Below are 14,451 nucleotides of genomic sequence, written 5' to 3'. Positions count from 1 at the left end.
CCTAAGCCCTTGTCTCTCTGAATGAACTTCACCATGAAATTGAATCATCGCTGGCAAAATGCGCACCAGCCCACAGATAAGCTCCCTGTCGTCCTGATTCATGGCCTGTTTGGTACATTAGATAACCTTGGCGTATTGGGACGGGATTTGCAAAACACGCATGACATTCTGCAAATCGATTTACGTAATCACGGTTTGTCGCCGCGTTCATCGCAGATGAACTACCCCGCGATGGCGCAGGACGTGCTGGCATTACTGGATGAACTGAACATCGAACGCGCTATCGTGATTGGGCATTCAATGGGCGGGAAAGTCGCGATGGCGCTCAGCGCGCTCATTCCCGAACGGTTGGACAAGCTGGTCGCGATTGATATTGCGCCGGTGGATTATCAGGTGCGCCGCCACGACACTATCTTTGCCGCACTGCGTGCAGTAACAAAAGCGGGCGTGACATCACGCGCAGAAGCGACAACACTCATGCGCCAGCACATAAAGGAAGACGGCGTGATTCAGTTTTTGCTGAAATCCTTCCAACAGGGAGAGTGGCGTTTTAACGTGCCGGTGCTGTGGGATGAGTACGAAAACATCGTTGGCTGGCAAGAGGTTCCGGCCTGGCAAGGGCCCATCCTGTTCATTCGCGGCGGCGATTCTCCCTATCTGGACGATTCCTACCGCGATTCGCTATTACGTCAATTCCCGGCGGCGCGTGCGCATGTGATCAGCGGTGCTGGACACTGGGTTCACTCAGAAAAACCCGATGCGGTTTTGCGCGCTATCCACCGTTTTCTGGACACGAATTAACCAGACGACACTGACACTGGCGGATTCATGATAACGACGGCAGTTAACCGTTGTCGCCGCCAGTGCGGCTAGGGTATGATGGCGCCCGCAGTAGAGGGACGGCTGATTCAGCCACAAGCATTGTAACCACTTCATCAAAATGCACGCATCACTTCCCGACATGTTTCACAGATAGAAAACCGCCACCTGACAATCCTGTAGCAGGATGAGAACAGGCATCGGTGTTATCTTTTGAACAAGACGGACAGCGCCGCGTATTTTGGTCCGAATACCTTGCAGTATCATTACTTATGGCAAAAGAACAAACGGATCGCACCACACTGGATCTGTTCGCAGACGAGCGTCGTCCGGGCCGCCCCAAGACCAACCCGCTCACGCGTGACGAACAACTAAGAATCAACAAGCGTAATCAACTACGTCGCGATAAAGTTCGTGGGTTGCGCCGTGTTGAATTAAAGATAAACAGCGACGCCGTCGATATCCTGAACAGCCTTGCTGAAGAGCGGAACATTAGCCGCAGTGAATTGATTGAAGAGATGCTGCTGGCGCAGTTGGCCGAACAGCAATCCTGATTGACGTAACCTGATATTTATAACGTAGAATTTAAATAACGTTGTATTTAAGTAACCTTGTATTTGAATAGCTTAGGCATTCACATCTTGTGCGGCGCCATTTCTGACGCCGCCTGAACATTCACCCAAGATTACACACGCTCTCTCAGATTAAAACGACGCTTAGAATTTTTCCCAATTGTCGTTACTGGGCGGTAGCGCTTTGCCCGCACGCGGGGCAATCACCGGCGTTTTCAGCACCGGTTTTGCCGCCACTTGCAGTCCTGACTGCGTATCGGACAGTTGGAACAGCGACACAGTCTGGTTCAACAACGCCGCCTGCTCTTCCAGCGACAAGGCTGCTGACGAGGCCTGTTCAACCAACGCGGCGTTTTGCTGCGTCACGCTGTCCATTTCCGCCACGGCCTGACCAACCTGCGCAATCCCTTTGCTTTGTTCTTCCGATGCCGACGCAATTTCACCCATGATATCCGTCACGTTAGTCACCGCACGGACGATATCCTGCATGGTGTCACCCGCGTCGCTAACCAGATTGGAGCCGGTATCCACACAGCGAACAGACTCAGAAATCAGTCCCTCAATCTCTTTCGCTGCCTGCGCACTACGCTGCGCCAAACTGCGTACTTCGCCCGCCACCACGGCAAACCCGCGGCCTTGCTCACCCGCACGCGCCGCTTCTACCGCCGCGTTCAGCGCCAGAATGTTGGTCTGGAACGCGATGCCGTTAATCACGGTGGTGATCTCTGCGATTTTTCTCGAGCTGCCGGAGATTTCCGCCATGGTTTTCACCACATTCTCAACGATTTCACCGCCCTTCTTCGCCGTTGTCGAGGCTTGTAATGCAAGTTGGCTGGCGTGGTTGGCGTTTTCGGCGTTCTGTTTCACCGTTGCCGTCAGTTGCTCCATGCTCGCCGCAGTTTCTTCCAGCGCGGAAGCTTGCTCTTCGGTACGTGAAGACAGATCGTTGTTGCCCGCGGCAATCTCAGAAGCGCCCTGATAGATGGAATCCGTGCTGTTTCTGATCGTGCTAACCGTGCTGGCCAAACTCCCCTGCATTTCACGCAGCAGTGGGAACAGGCGACCGACACAGTTATTACCAAAGTCCAGAATCGGTTTGCCCAAGTGGCCGGAAGCAATCACGCTAAAGTGATAGCGCAGATCGTTTAACGGACGAACCAGACACACCACCAGATAGCGGTCGGTCAGGAACAACATGACCAGGCCGATAATCAACCCGCTCAGTAAAATGTTCTGTCCAATCGTGGTGATTTGTTCAAAACGAACACCGGCGGCATCGAATTTCTCTGCGCTGGCGTTACTGAATGCGGAGAGAGAGGCGCCAAACTGACGGCTCAATGGTGGCACAACGTTCTTGGCTTGATTTTGGTAGTCATCCAGCGCATTGGCAGCGGCCTTCTGATAAAGGGGTTCAACGCCTTGGATAACCAGATTATCCCAGTCACGGCTAACGGCCTGTACCAGCGCAGCATCCAGACCTGCATGATCGATAGCATTAAACGCCACCAAATCAGATTTCAGTTTATTCAGCGCGACAAGTGCAGAAGCCTGCTCTTTATCTGCTGTGGCATTATCACCGCTGCGACGAGCGTCAACTGCACGCGCCAGACGGGTTACCATACGGAAATATTGATCGTTGCCCTGGTTGATAAAATTCATGTTCTGAACCAGCAAGGTGCTGGTTTTCGAGGTCGCCGTCATCTCTTTAAAAGAGAACATGGTATATATCGATACGCCACCCCAAAGAACACAAAAAATGCCCAGTACCCATAGCATAGCGGTTCTGATGGCAATATTTTTTATAAGTTTCATAGCTCACTCCAAATCAGGAAAATGGTTAAAAAGATTTTTATCGCTAATCAACCGATATGAATCAGAAAATTCACACCATGAAACAGGTCACTTCTCCCTAGCGTTCAAATTTCACCGAGTTGAAAACACAAAAACCACGCTAACTCATCGGCTAAACACAGAGAATATTTAGCGTTCTCGCTATATTTCTTAATATAATTTTTCATACTGAGAATAAGCGCACCTATTTTTATAGATATAAGTCTTTTAATCATAGGCTTGCAAACGAATACACCGCTTACCCACGTCCTGCGTGCGTTGGTATGAATATGCGATTAGGTGAAAAGGCAATTTGGATGAAATTTCATTTTATTCTTTAACATCAAAAGAATAAAACCTTCCCTTATACACTTGCATCGTTTCAGCTGCAAATGGTTATAATTCTTATTTCCATTCATTAAGAATATTCCCGCGAAATGTTACAAACGTTCAATTCTATAAAAACATTATCTTTTGTAAGCACTTTAATTCCCACGAATAGCAATGTACCGTTCCGTGATTTTTATTCCTCACAAACAGAAGTCTGCTTTTAATTACAATTGAAACAAACAATGAAATAAAAAATACATTCATAAAAAATGAAACGTCGTTGCAAATATATAACCGCAATTATATTAAGGAAATGTGTGCGTAATCCCAGACAATAACATAATCCCTATTCATTATGGGGAATTTAGCCTCAAGCAGAGATACGTTTCGTTTCCTGACTCACCTTCGCATGCCACACGCTCTTGATTTACGCATCCTTACCGATACGAGTTTCTCCCGATGTGAGTGTCTGTTATTATTAACAGATAAGTGGGTGAAACATTACACCATACCATTAGGAATCAAGAGGTTATTCAATTCATGGCACTCATCGGAATATTCTTTGGCAGTGATACTGGCAACACTGAAAACATCGCCAAAACGATTCAACAGCAGTTAGGCACCAACGTCGCTGATGTTCATGACATCGCCAAAAGCAGCAAAGAAGACCTCGAAGGTTTCGATATTCTGCTGCTGGGTATTCCAACCTGGTATTACGGTGAAGCTCAGTGCGATTGGGATGACTTCTTCCCGTCGCTGGAAGAAGTGGATTTCACAGGAAAATTGGTTGCCCTGTTTGGCTGCGGCGATCAGGAAGACTATGCAGAATACTTCTGTGATGCCATGGGCACCATCCGTGACATTATTGAGCCGCGCGGCGCGACGATTGTCGGCCACTGGCCAACAGAGGGCTATTACTTTGAAGCCTCTAAAGGACTCGCAGACGACAATCACTTCATCGGTCTGGCTATCGATGAAGACCGTCAGCCTGAACTGACCAGCGAACGCGTAACAACGTGGGTGAAACAGATCAGCGATGAGTTGAACCTGAAAGAACTGGTTGGCTAAGCCATTTCGGCTCTGATAATCCCTATCAGAGCCGAAACAGCATTGATAGGTAAAACCTTTCATAATAATTGATACATTTTTTTAACTTCTATCAGTAAACCTGTACAATAATCCCATCGGCTTTGTATGTGCATCATCATTTCCTCATTCATCAACAACGAATTGCGTTGTATACCAATAGTGTGAATGGGGACAATATTGTTAACATTCCCTTGTTTTCATTTTGTATGCGCGGTTCTATAATTGAGACGCTTTTGCATTTTTTGAGCCGACCGATGTCATAGGCTAGGCAGCCTCCATTGATAAGTAAGCAACAGGATTAAACCCGCATGACTGACAACAACACCGCATTAAAGAAGGCCGGCCTGAAAGTCACTCTTCCAAGACTGAAAATACTGGAAGTGTTACAGGACCCTGTCTGCCATCACGTCAGTGCGGAAGATTTATATAAGAAACTGATTGATATGGGCGAAGAGATTGGTCTTGCTACCGTCTATCGCGTACTCAACCAGTTTGATGATGCGGGTATCGTAACCCGTCATAACTTCGAAGGTGGCAAATCCGTCTTTGAATTGACGCAGCAGCATCATCACGATCACCTAATTTGCCTCGACTGTGGCAAAGTCATTGAATTCCGCGATGAGTATATCGAAGCACGTCAGCGTGAAATCGCAGAAAGACACGGCATCAAGCTGTCCAACCACAGTCTGTATCTCTATGGGCATTGCAGTGAAGGGGATTGCCGAGAGGATGAAACCCTGCACGATTCCACACGATAAATCGACCGCATAAAAAAATAAAACCGCCGAGGCGGTTTTATTTTTGTCTTCTTACCGATGGCCTTAGCCTACCCAGGTATCACGTAGCCCAACCGTACGGTTAAACACCAGATGTTCTGCACTGGAGTAAACGCGGTCAGCACAGAAATAGCCTTCACGCTCAAACTGATACGCTTTCTCTACTTCTGCCTGCGCCAGGCTCGCTTCTACAAAACCTTGCGTAATTTTCAGTGAGTCTGGATTAATCGTCGACAGGAAGTCTTCCGCCGCACCCGGGTTTGCCACACTGAACAGACGATCGTACAAGCGGAATTCTGCTGGTACCGCGTGTGCCGCAGAAACCCAGTGGATAACGCCTTTTACTTTACGACCGTCAGCCGGATCTTTGCTCAGCGTTTCCGCATCATAGCTACAGTAGATCGTGGTGATAGTACCCTGCTCGTCTTTTTCAATGCGCTCTGCTTTGATCACATAAGCGTTACGCAGACGCACTTCTTTACCCAGCACCAGACGCTTGTACTGCTTGTTGGCTTCTTCACGGAAATCAGCACGATCGATATAAACTTCGCGGCTGAATGCAACCTGACGTGAACCCATTTCTGGCTTGTTCGGATGGTTTGGCATCGCGACAAACTCTTCGTGCTCGGCTGACAGGTTCTCGATCACGACTTTGACCGGATCCAATACCGCCATGGCACGCGGAGCGTTCTCATTCAGGTCATCGCGGATACAGGACTCAAGCGCGGCCATTTCCACGTTGTTATCCTGCTTCGTTACGCCGATGCGCACACAGAACTCACGGATAGAGGCTGAGCTATAACCACGACGACGCAGACCAGAGATGGTCGGCATACGCGGATCGTCCCATCCTTCAACAACGTTTTCCACCACCAGCTGATTCAGCTTACGCTTGGACATAATCGCGTATTCGAGATTCAGACGAGAGAACTCGTACTGACGCGGATGGCAAGGAATGGTGATGTTATCCAGCACCCAATCATACAGACGGCGGTTGTCCTGGAATTCCAGCGTACACAGCGAATGTGTGATCCCTTCCAGCGCATCAGAAATGCAGTGGGTGAAGTCATACATCGGGTAGATGCACCACTTGTTGCCCGTCTGGTGATGATCGGCAAATTTAATGCGATACAACACCGGATCGCGCATCACGATAAAGGACGATGCCATATCGATTTTTGCACGCAGACAGGCTGTACCTTCCGCAAATCCACCATTACGCATTTTTTCAAACAGCGACAGGTTTTCCTGCACGGTACGATCGCGGTAAGGGCTGTTTTTGCCCGGTGCCGTCAGCGTGCCGCGGTATTCGCGGATCTGCTCAGGCGTCAGTTCATCAACGTAAGCCAGCCCTTTACCGATCAGCTCAACCGCATAAGCGTGCAGTTGATCGAAATAATCAGAAGAATAGCGAACGTCGCCGCTCCATGAAAAACCCAGCCACTCGACGTCACGTTTGATCGACTCAACGTATTCGATGTCTTCTTTTACCGGGTTGGTGTCGTCAAAACGCAGGTTGCATTGCCCCTGATAGTCACGCGCGATACCAAAATTCAGGCAAATAGACTTCGCATGCCCAATATGCAGGTAGCCGTTCGGCTCTGGCGGGAAACGCGTCTGAATATGGTCATGCTTACCGGACGCCAGATCTTCATCGATAATCTGACGGATAAAGTTGGTTGGGCGGGCTTCAGCCTCACTCATTCTTCATTCCTCAATGCTAAAACGACGTATAACCGACAATGATCCAACAAGCTACGCTGGGAAACAACCGTTAGTTTCATTTAATTATTCATAACGAAAAAAAAGGGCGAGATTGCTATCTCGCCCTATCCATTTCATCGGTATAACACCACGTTAAACGATCAACATCGTCGTATTACGCCTTGTCATTATATCTTGTCATACTCGGCTTTCAGCGCGGTCGCTATCGATTCAGCCTGTGTGCCTACCACAATCTGTACGCTCTGCTTATTCAGACGAATAACGCCCGCCGCACCAAGACGTTTTGCCTGTGCATCATCAACCAGAGAGGAATCAGCCACGTTCAAACGCAGACGTGTGATACAGGCATCAATACCTGTCAGATTGGCTTTTCCACCAAGCGCCTGCAAATAGCCCCGCGCCAACGCTGCTGTATCGCTTGATTTCTCGCCCGCAGACGCAGTGCTCACATCATAGCCATCGGCTTCGCTACCGCTCACTGCCAGCTCACGCCCCGGCGTTAACAGATTGAAGCGAGTAATGGTAAAGCGGAACACCACATAGTAAATGACGAAGAAGACCAGTCCCTGTGCAAGCAGCATGTACCACTGGGTAGCCAGCGGGTTACGCGAGGACAGCACCATATCCACCAGACCTGCACTGAAACCAAAACCGGCAATCCAATGCATACTGGCCGCGATAAAGACGGAAAAACCGGTCAGCAGCGCATGCAGGAAATACAGCACCGGCGCAACAAACATGAAGGAGAATTCCAGCGGTTCGGTGATCCCGGTAAAGAAAGAGGCAAATGCCGCCGCCAGCATAATCCCCGCCACTTTGCTTTTGTTCTCAGGGCGCGCGCAGTGGTAAATCGCCAGCGCAGCACCCGGCAGGCCGAACATCATAATCGGGAAGAAGCCCGCCTGATAACGTCCGGTGATCCCCACGACAGCTTTGCCAGAGTCGATAGACTGTTGGCCAGCCAGGAAGTTAGGAATATCGTTGATACCCGCGACATCAAACCAGAACACGGAATTCAGCGCATGGTGCAATCCAACAGGAATCAGCAAACGGTTAAAGAAGGCATAAACCCCGGCGCCAACCGAACCCAGCTGTTGAATATATTCACCGAACGACACCAGCGCATTGTAAATCACCGGCCAGACGTACATTAAAATGAACGCCACCAGAATCATCAGGAAAGAAACCAGAATCGGGACTAACCGGCGTCCGCTGAAGAACGACAGCGCCTTAGGCAATTCAACCTGACTAAAACGGTTATACAGTTCAGCCGACATGACACCGACCAGAATCCCGATGAACTGGTTTTCAATCTTGCCAAATGCGGCAGGTACCTGTTCAACAGGGATCCGTTGGATCATGGCAACAACGGCCGGTGAACACAGCGTGGTCAGCACCAGATAACCGACAAAGCCGGTCAATGCCGCCGCACCATCTTTATCTTTCGACATACCGTACGCGACACCAACGGCAAACAGCACGGCCATATGCCCGATAATCGCCTCACCCGATTTGATGAGGAGAGCCGCCAACGCGTTCTCGCTTCCCCAGCCAACCGGATCAATCCAGTAACCTATCCCCATCAGGATAGCGGCAGCAGGCAGCGTCGCGACAGGCACCATCAATGCCCGACCGACTTTTTGTAAATAGCTCAGAGTACTCACTTTTCCCTCTCTTACCTTTGCGAGGTAATGAAATGTTGTGGGGCAAACAAACCTGCCAATAAATTTCACTGCCGAAGAACGCCGCTGTCGAAAACGTCATTGTCGAAAAAACGTGGCAGCGGTGGTTCTTAGGGGGAGTGTAAGAAAAATAATTCGCTACACAAATTAAACCCCGTAATTATGTGATAAAAATCACCAAAAAACTGCATACAAAAAGTTTATACCTGAATAAAACCCCAACTTATTTCAAGATTAAAAAAAACGGAGTAGACTAATTTTAATGCATAGACAAAACGCGCGACTGGCGCGATTTGCGCAATAACACATTTAATTCCACTAAAAAATCAGGAGAGCGCCGATGAGACTCATTCCTTTAACCACCGCCGCCGACGTCGGAAAATGGGCTGCCCGCCACATCGTTGAGAAGATTAACGCTTTCAAGCCCAGCGCAGAGCGCCCTTTTATTCTGGGATTGCCGACAGGCAGTTCACCACTGGAAGCCTACAAATCGCTGGTCGCCATGCACAAAGCGGGACTGGTGAGCTTCAAACACGTTATCACCTTCAATATGGATGAATATGTCGGCCTGCCGACCGATCATCCAGAAAGCTATCATACCTTCATGCATCAGAATTTCTTCAATCACGTTGATATTCCGCGTGAAAACATTAACCTGTTGAACGGCAACGCAGAAGACACCACAGCAGAATGTCGCCGTTATGAAGAGAAAATAAAGTCCTACGGGAAAATTCACCTTTTCATGGGCGGCGTGGGCAATGATGGACATATCGCCTTCAATGAACCCGCTTCCTCTCTGGCCTCCCGCACCCGCATCAAAACGTTGACAGAAGAAACCCGTATCGCCAATTCCCGTTTCTTCGGCGGGGACGTCAGTCTGGTGCCTAAATTTGCCCTGACCGTGGGCGTCGGTACGCTGCTGGATGCCGAAGAAGTGATGATTCTGGTGACCGGTCGTAACAAGGCGCAGGCGCTACAGGCTGCGGTAGAAGGCAACGTTAACCATATGTGGACCATCAGCTGTCTGCAACTTCACGCCAAAGCCATCATGGTTTGTGACGAGCCTTCAACAATGGAACTGAAGGTAAAAACCGTTAAATATTTCCGTGAGTTAGAAACGGAAAGTATGAAAAATCTCTAACCGATGCGGGAGTCGATGATGTACGCGTTAACCCATAGCCGGATTTTCACTGGCCACCAGATTCTGGATAATCACGCCGTCGTGATTGCCGATGGGCTGATCGAGCGAGTCTGCCCACTTGCCGAGCTTCCTGCCGGCATTGCACAACACGACCTGAGCGGTGCGCTCCTCGCCCCGGGTTTTATCGATCTCCAGTTGAACGGCTGCGGCGGCGTGCAGTTCAACGATTCGCTGGACACGATCTCCGTCAAGACGTTGGAGATCATGCAGCAGGCGAACGAGCGTTCAGGCTGTACCAGTTTTTTACCTACTCTGATTACCTCCAGCGATGCATTTATGAAGCACAGCATCGATGTGATGAGAGACTGGCTGGCGCAGAATAAGCATCAGGCGCTTGGGCTGCACCTCGAAGGTCCGTGGCTGAATGTGCTAAAGAAAGGCACGCATGACCCTGCCTTTATTCGCAAGCCCACGCAGGAGCTCGTCGACTTCCTGTGCGCCAACGCGGATGCCATTACGAAAGTCACGCTGGCACCGGAAGAAGTCGAACCGTCGGTTATCCGTCAGCTAACGGCCGCGGGCATTATCGTCTCTGCCGGGCATTCCAACGCCACCTGGGAACAGGCGAAACAGGGTTTTGCCGCCGGTATTCGTTTCGCTACCCACCTGTTCAACGCCATGCCGTATCTGACTGGCCGCGAACCCGGATTGGTCGGCGCGATTTACGACGCTCCGGAAGTCTATTGCGGTATTATCGCGGATGGACGACACGTTGACTGGGCCAATATTCGCAACAGTAAACGTATCAAGGGCGATAAGCTGGTGCTGGTTACCGACGCAACGGCACCGGCCGGCGCGGATATTGACCAGTTCATTTTTGCTGGTAAAACCATATACTACCGTGATGGCATTTGTGTCGATGAACACGGCACCCTAAGCGGTTCGGCACTGACCATGATCGAGGCTGTGCGTAATAGCGTCGAACACGCAGGCATCGCGCTGGATGAAGCGATTCGGATGGCAACGCTCTACCCTGCGCGTGCCATCGGTGTGGATAAGCAGTTAGGCAGTATTGAAAGCGGTAAAGTGGCCAACCTGACCGTCTTTGACCGTGACTATCACATTCTCAAGACGTTTGTTAACGGTAATCCTGTTTGGGGATAAAACGAGAAACGCCTTGGGGTAAAGCGGATATACGTTGGGGTAAACTGAGATAAGGTTTACCCCCACGTTGAGTTAAACCTAAGCGAGTAACTTCTTAATGACCACAGGCGGACAAGCGCAGATAGGGAATGTCGATCTGGTTAAGCAATTAAACAGCGCGGTGGTTTACCGCCTGATTGACCAGCAGGGTCCGATCTCACGAATTCAGATAGCAGAAGAGAGCCAGCTTGCTCCCGCCAGCGTTACCAAAATCACCCGCCAGCTTCTGGAACGTGGGCTCATCAAAGAAGTCGATCAACAAGCCTCCACCGGCGGCAGACGCGCCATTTCGATTATCACCGAAAACCGCCCTTTCCATACCATAGCCGTACGCCTCGGTCGCTATGACGTCACCATTGCGCTGTATGATTTGCAGGGAAAAGCGCTGGAAGAAGCGCACTACGATCTGCAAGAAAAAACGCAGGAGGCGCTAGAAGCCGCGCTCTTTCACGTTATCAGCGGCTTTATCGCCAGCCATCAGCGCCGTATTCGCGAGCTCATTGCGATTTCGGTTGTGCTGCCGGGGCTGGTTGATCCGGTTGCAGGCATTGTCCGCTATATGCCACACATCAGCGTGGATAACTGGCAACTGGTCGAAAATCTGCAACGACACTTCAACGTTACCAGCTTTGTCGGACACGACATCCGTAGCCTGGCGCTGGCAGAACACTATTTTGGTGCCACCCACGACTCACTGGATTCTATTCTGGTACGCGTCCATCGCGGCACTGGCGCGGGTATTCTCGTCAACGGGCAAATTTTTCTTGGCAGTAACGGCAATGTGGGCGAGATCGGCCATATTCAGATCGATCCACTTGGCAATCGCTGCCACTGCGGCAATTTCGGCTGTCTGGAAACCGTCGTCGCCAATGCCGCGATTGAACAACGCGTACAACATCTATTGGCTCAGGGCTACCCCAGCAAACTGTCTACCGATAGCTGCACGATTTCTGCGATTTGCAAAGCGGCAAACCGCGGTGATGCCCTCGCCCGTGAAGTCATCGAACAGGCTGGGCTCAATCTCGGCAAAGCGCTGTCCATCGCGATCAACCTGTTCAACCCGCAGAAAGTCGTGATTGCCGGAGAAATCACCGAAGCAGAAAAAACGCTGCTTCCTGCAATCCAACGCTGTATCAACGCGCAGGTGCTGAAAGAATTTCGTCACAACCTGCCGATTGAGATCTCCAGCCTCAACCATCTTTCTGCTATCAGCGCGTTCGCCTTGGTCAAACGGGCGATGCTAAATGGCGTGCTGCTACAGCAATTACTCGAAAACGCCTGATTCCCTTTCTGGCCGGATTATGTAATCCCTAAAAATCCGGCCTTTCCCTTCTATGAATTTAACGAATCACCACCAAAAAACCAAATAAATTAACGAAACACCATGCCGATGGCTTTTTTCATTAAATAATATTGAATTCCTATGGCACTTTGATGCTAAATCAATGGCACTGAGTTCGAATCTGTCATTACTGGGAGTCATGTATGTGTTCTATTTTTGGTGTGCTTGATCTGAAAAGCGATCCTGTTGAACTGCGTAAGAAAGCGCTGGAGTTATCCCGTTTGATGCGTCACCGCGGGCCAGACTGGTCCGGCGTTTATGCCAGCGACAAAGCGATTCTGGCTCACGAACGTCTGTCTATCGTTGACGTCAACACGGGCGCACAGCCGCTTTACAACGCCGAGCGCACCCACATTCTGGCCGTTAACGGTGAAATTTATAACCATCAGGCATTGCGTCAGCAATACGGTGACCGTTACGCGTTCCAGACTGGCTCCGACTGCGAAGTGATTCTGGCGCTGTATCAGGAAAAAGGTCCGGAATTCCTGGATGAACTGCGCGGCATGTTCGCCTTTGCCCTGTATGACAGCGAAAAAGACGCCTACCTGATTGGCCGTGACCACCTCGGCATCATCCCGCTGTATATGGGTTACGATGAGCACGGCAACCTCTACGTCGCTTCTGAAATGAAAGCGCTGGTTCCGGTTTGCCGCACCATCAAAGAATTCCCGGCTGGCAGCTACCTGTGGAGCAAAGACGGCGAAATTCGCGAGTACTACCAGCGTGACTGGTTTGATTACGACGCAGTAAAAGACAACGAAACGGATAAAGAAGCGCTGCGCGATGCGCTGGAAGAAGCGGTGAAAAGCCACCTGATGTCTGACGTGCCCTACGGCGTGTTGCTGTCTGGCGGTCTGGATTCCTCCGTTATCTCTGCAATCACCAAAAAATATGCCGCACGTCGCGTAGAAGATGACGAGCGTAGCGAAGCCTGGTGGCCTCAGTTGCACTCTTTCGCCGTCGGTTTGGAAGGTGCGCCAGATTTGAAAGCCGCGCAGGAAGTCGCTAACCACTTGGGCACCGTGCACCACGAAATTCACTTCACCGTGCAAGAAGGGCTGGATGCGATTCGTGACGTGATTTATCACATCGAAACCTATGACGTCACCACGATTCGCGCCTCAACACCGATGTACCTGATGTCCCGTAAAATCAAAGCGATGGGCATCAAGATGGTGCTGTCAGGCGAAGGTTCTGACGAAGTGTTCGGCGGCTACCTCTACTTCCATAAAGCGCCAAATGCCAAAGAATTGCATGAAGAAACCGTGCGTAAGCTGCTGGCACTGCACCAGTACGACTGCGCCCGCGCTAACAAAGCGATGTCAGCCTGGGGCGTGGAAGCTCGCGTACCGTTCCTGGACAAAAACTTCCTCGATGTCGCTATGCGCATCAACCCACGCGACAAAATGTGTGGCAACGGCAAGATGGAAAAACACATCCTGCGCGAGTGCTTTGAATCCTACTTGCCGCACAGCGTTGCATGGCGTCAGAAAGAGCAGTTCTCTGACGGCGTGGGCTACAGCTGGATTGATACGCTGAAAGAAGTAGCGGCTCAGCAGGTGACCGATCAGCAGTTGGAGACGGCGCGCTTCCGCTTCCCGTACAACACACCGGGCTCCAAAGAAGCGTATCTGTACCGTGAAATCTTCGAAGAGCTGTTCCCAGTTCCAAGCGCGGCAGAATGTGTACCGGGTGGCCCGTCAGTCGCCTGTTCGTCAGCTAAAGCGATTGAGTGGGATGAATCTTTCAAGAAACTGGATGATCCATCAGGCCGTGCGGTTGGCGTACACCAGTCAGCCTATAAATAATTCGATTTAATTTCTTCAATCAACGGGCCTTTCATGGCCCGTTTTTGTACGCTTAATTGACTGGGAATGCGTGCTTTTTGGCGTTTTTCTCACCATACTGTTCACAACCCAAACAAACGATACATTGAGGGCAC

11 protein-coding genes are annotated in these 14,451 nt (G+C 50.3%); 8 read left to right on the top strand and 3 right to left on the bottom strand.

The window, feature by feature from the left end; translation table 11 throughout:
• Positions 1-33: 33 nt before the first annotated feature.
• Together ybfF and ybfE are read left to right on the top strand one after the other, a co-directional pair.
• Positions 34-801, top strand: coding sequence for an esterase (gene ybfF, locus HP572_RS03790; protein ID WP_240584809.1), 768 nt, complete (start codon positions 34-36; stop codon positions 799-801).
• 290 nt (positions 802-1,091) lie between these two features.
• Positions 1,092-1,373, top strand: a complete 282-nt coding sequence (gene ybfE, locus HP572_RS03785) for a LexA regulated protein (protein WP_010285457.1) — start codon at positions 1,092-1,094, stop codon at positions 1,371-1,373.
• A gap of 162 nt (positions 1,374-1,535) precedes the next feature.
• Here ybfE and HP572_RS03780 read toward each other — a convergent pair whose 3' ends face one another.
• Positions 1,536-3,203, bottom strand: a complete 1,668-nt coding sequence (locus tag HP572_RS03780) for a methyl-accepting chemotaxis protein (RefSeq protein ID WP_240584808.1) — start codon at positions 3,201-3,203, stop codon at positions 1,536-1,538.
• Positions 3,204-4,091: 888 nt separating this feature from the next.
• Here HP572_RS03780 and fldA point away from each other — a divergent pair.
• Complete coding sequence (fldA, locus tag HP572_RS03775; protein WP_010285453.1) at positions 4,092-4,619, top strand: flavodoxin FldA; 528 nt, start codon at positions 4,092-4,094, stop codon at positions 4,617-4,619.
• A gap of 329 nt (positions 4,620-4,948) precedes the next feature.
• Positions 4,949-5,398: a ferric iron uptake transcriptional regulator gene (gene fur / locus HP572_RS03770; RefSeq protein WP_010285452.1), complete on the top strand. Its 450-nt coding sequence runs from the start codon at positions 4,949-4,951 to the stop codon at positions 5,396-5,398.
• 63 nt (positions 5,399-5,461) lie between these two features.
• Here the strand turns inward: fur and glnS are convergent, their stop codons facing one another.
• Both glnS and nagE read right to left on the bottom strand, forming a co-directional pair.
• The gene (gene glnS, locus HP572_RS03765; RefSeq protein WP_205552614.1) at positions 5,462-7,120 is read right to left on the bottom strand and encodes a glutamine--tRNA ligase; all 1,659 of its coding nucleotides are present in this window, start codon (positions 7,118-7,120) and stop codon (positions 5,462-5,464) included.
• Positions 7,121-7,308: 188 nt separating this feature from the next.
• Positions 7,309-8,805, bottom strand: a complete 1,497-nt coding sequence (gene nagE, locus HP572_RS03760; protein ID WP_240584807.1) for an N-acetylglucosamine-specific PTS transporter subunit IIBC — start codon at positions 8,803-8,805, stop codon at positions 7,309-7,311.
• Between the two features lie 358 nt (positions 8,806-9,163).
• On the opposite strand from nagE, the gene nagB reads away from it, so the two are divergent.
• From nagB to asnB, 4 genes are all read left to right on the top strand, one after another.
• Entirely contained in the window at positions 9,164-9,964 is an 801-nt protein-coding gene (gene nagB, locus HP572_RS03755; protein WP_095994017.1) for a glucosamine-6-phosphate deaminase, read from the top strand.
• Between the two features lie 18 nt (positions 9,965-9,982).
• Positions 9,983-11,128: an N-acetylglucosamine-6-phosphate deacetylase gene (gene nagA, locus HP572_RS03750; RefSeq protein ID WP_240585684.1), complete on the top strand. Its 1,146-nt coding sequence runs from the start codon at positions 9,983-9,985 to the stop codon at positions 11,126-11,128.
• A gap of 97 nt (positions 11,129-11,225) precedes the next feature.
• Complete coding sequence (locus HP572_RS03745) at positions 11,226-12,449, top strand: ROK family protein (RefSeq protein WP_240584806.1); 1,224 nt, start codon at positions 11,226-11,228, stop codon at positions 12,447-12,449.
• A 203-nt stretch (positions 12,450-12,652) separates the two neighbouring features.
• Positions 12,653-14,317, top strand: a complete 1,665-nt coding sequence (asnB, locus tag HP572_RS03740) for an asparagine synthase B (RefSeq protein ID WP_010285438.1) — start codon at positions 12,653-12,655, stop codon at positions 14,315-14,317.
• Positions 14,318-14,451 lie beyond the last annotated feature (134 nt).

Source organism: Pectobacterium sp. PL64, from assembly GCF_022477975.1.
Lineage (GTDB): Bacteria > Pseudomonadota > Gammaproteobacteria > Enterobacterales > Enterobacteriaceae > Pectobacterium > Pectobacterium jejuense.
The sequence above is the reverse complement of the archived record's forward strand: the minus strand, read 5'-3'. Positions and strand labels throughout refer to the sequence as shown.

Bases quoted from the DNA above. Each gene is read 5' to 3' on its own strand.
- HP572_RS03745 (WP_240584806.1), top strand. From the start codon at position 11,226: ATGACCACAGGCGGACAAGCGCAGATAGGGAATGTCGATCTGGTTAAG.
- fldA (WP_010285453.1), top strand. From the start codon at position 4,092: ATGGCACTCATCGGAATATTCTTTGGCAGTGATACTGGCAACACTGAA.
- ybfE (WP_010285457.1), top strand. From the start codon at position 1,092: ATGGCAAAAGAACAAACGGATCGCACCACACTGGATCTGTTCGCAGAC.
- nagB (WP_095994017.1), top strand. From the start codon at position 9,164: ATGAGACTCATTCCTTTAACCACCGCCGCCGACGTCGGAAAATGGGCT.
- nagA (WP_240585684.1), top strand. From the start codon at position 9,983: ATGTACGCGTTAACCCATAGCCGGATTTTCACTGGCCACCAGATTCTG.
- asnB (WP_010285438.1), top strand. From the start codon at position 12,653: ATGTGTTCTATTTTTGGTGTGCTTGATCTGAAAAGCGATCCTGTTGAA.
- HP572_RS03780 (WP_240584808.1), bottom strand. From the start codon at position 3,203: ATGAAACTTATAAAAAATATTGCCATCAGAACCGCTATGCTATGGGTA.
- fur (WP_010285452.1), top strand. From the start codon at position 4,949: ATGACTGACAACAACACCGCATTAAAGAAGGCCGGCCTGAAAGTCACT.
- ybfF (WP_240584809.1), top strand. From the start codon at position 34: ATGAAATTGAATCATCGCTGGCAAAATGCGCACCAGCCCACAGATAAG.
- glnS (WP_205552614.1), bottom strand. From the start codon at position 7,120: ATGAGTGAGGCTGAAGCCCGCCCAACCAACTTTATCCGTCAGATTATC.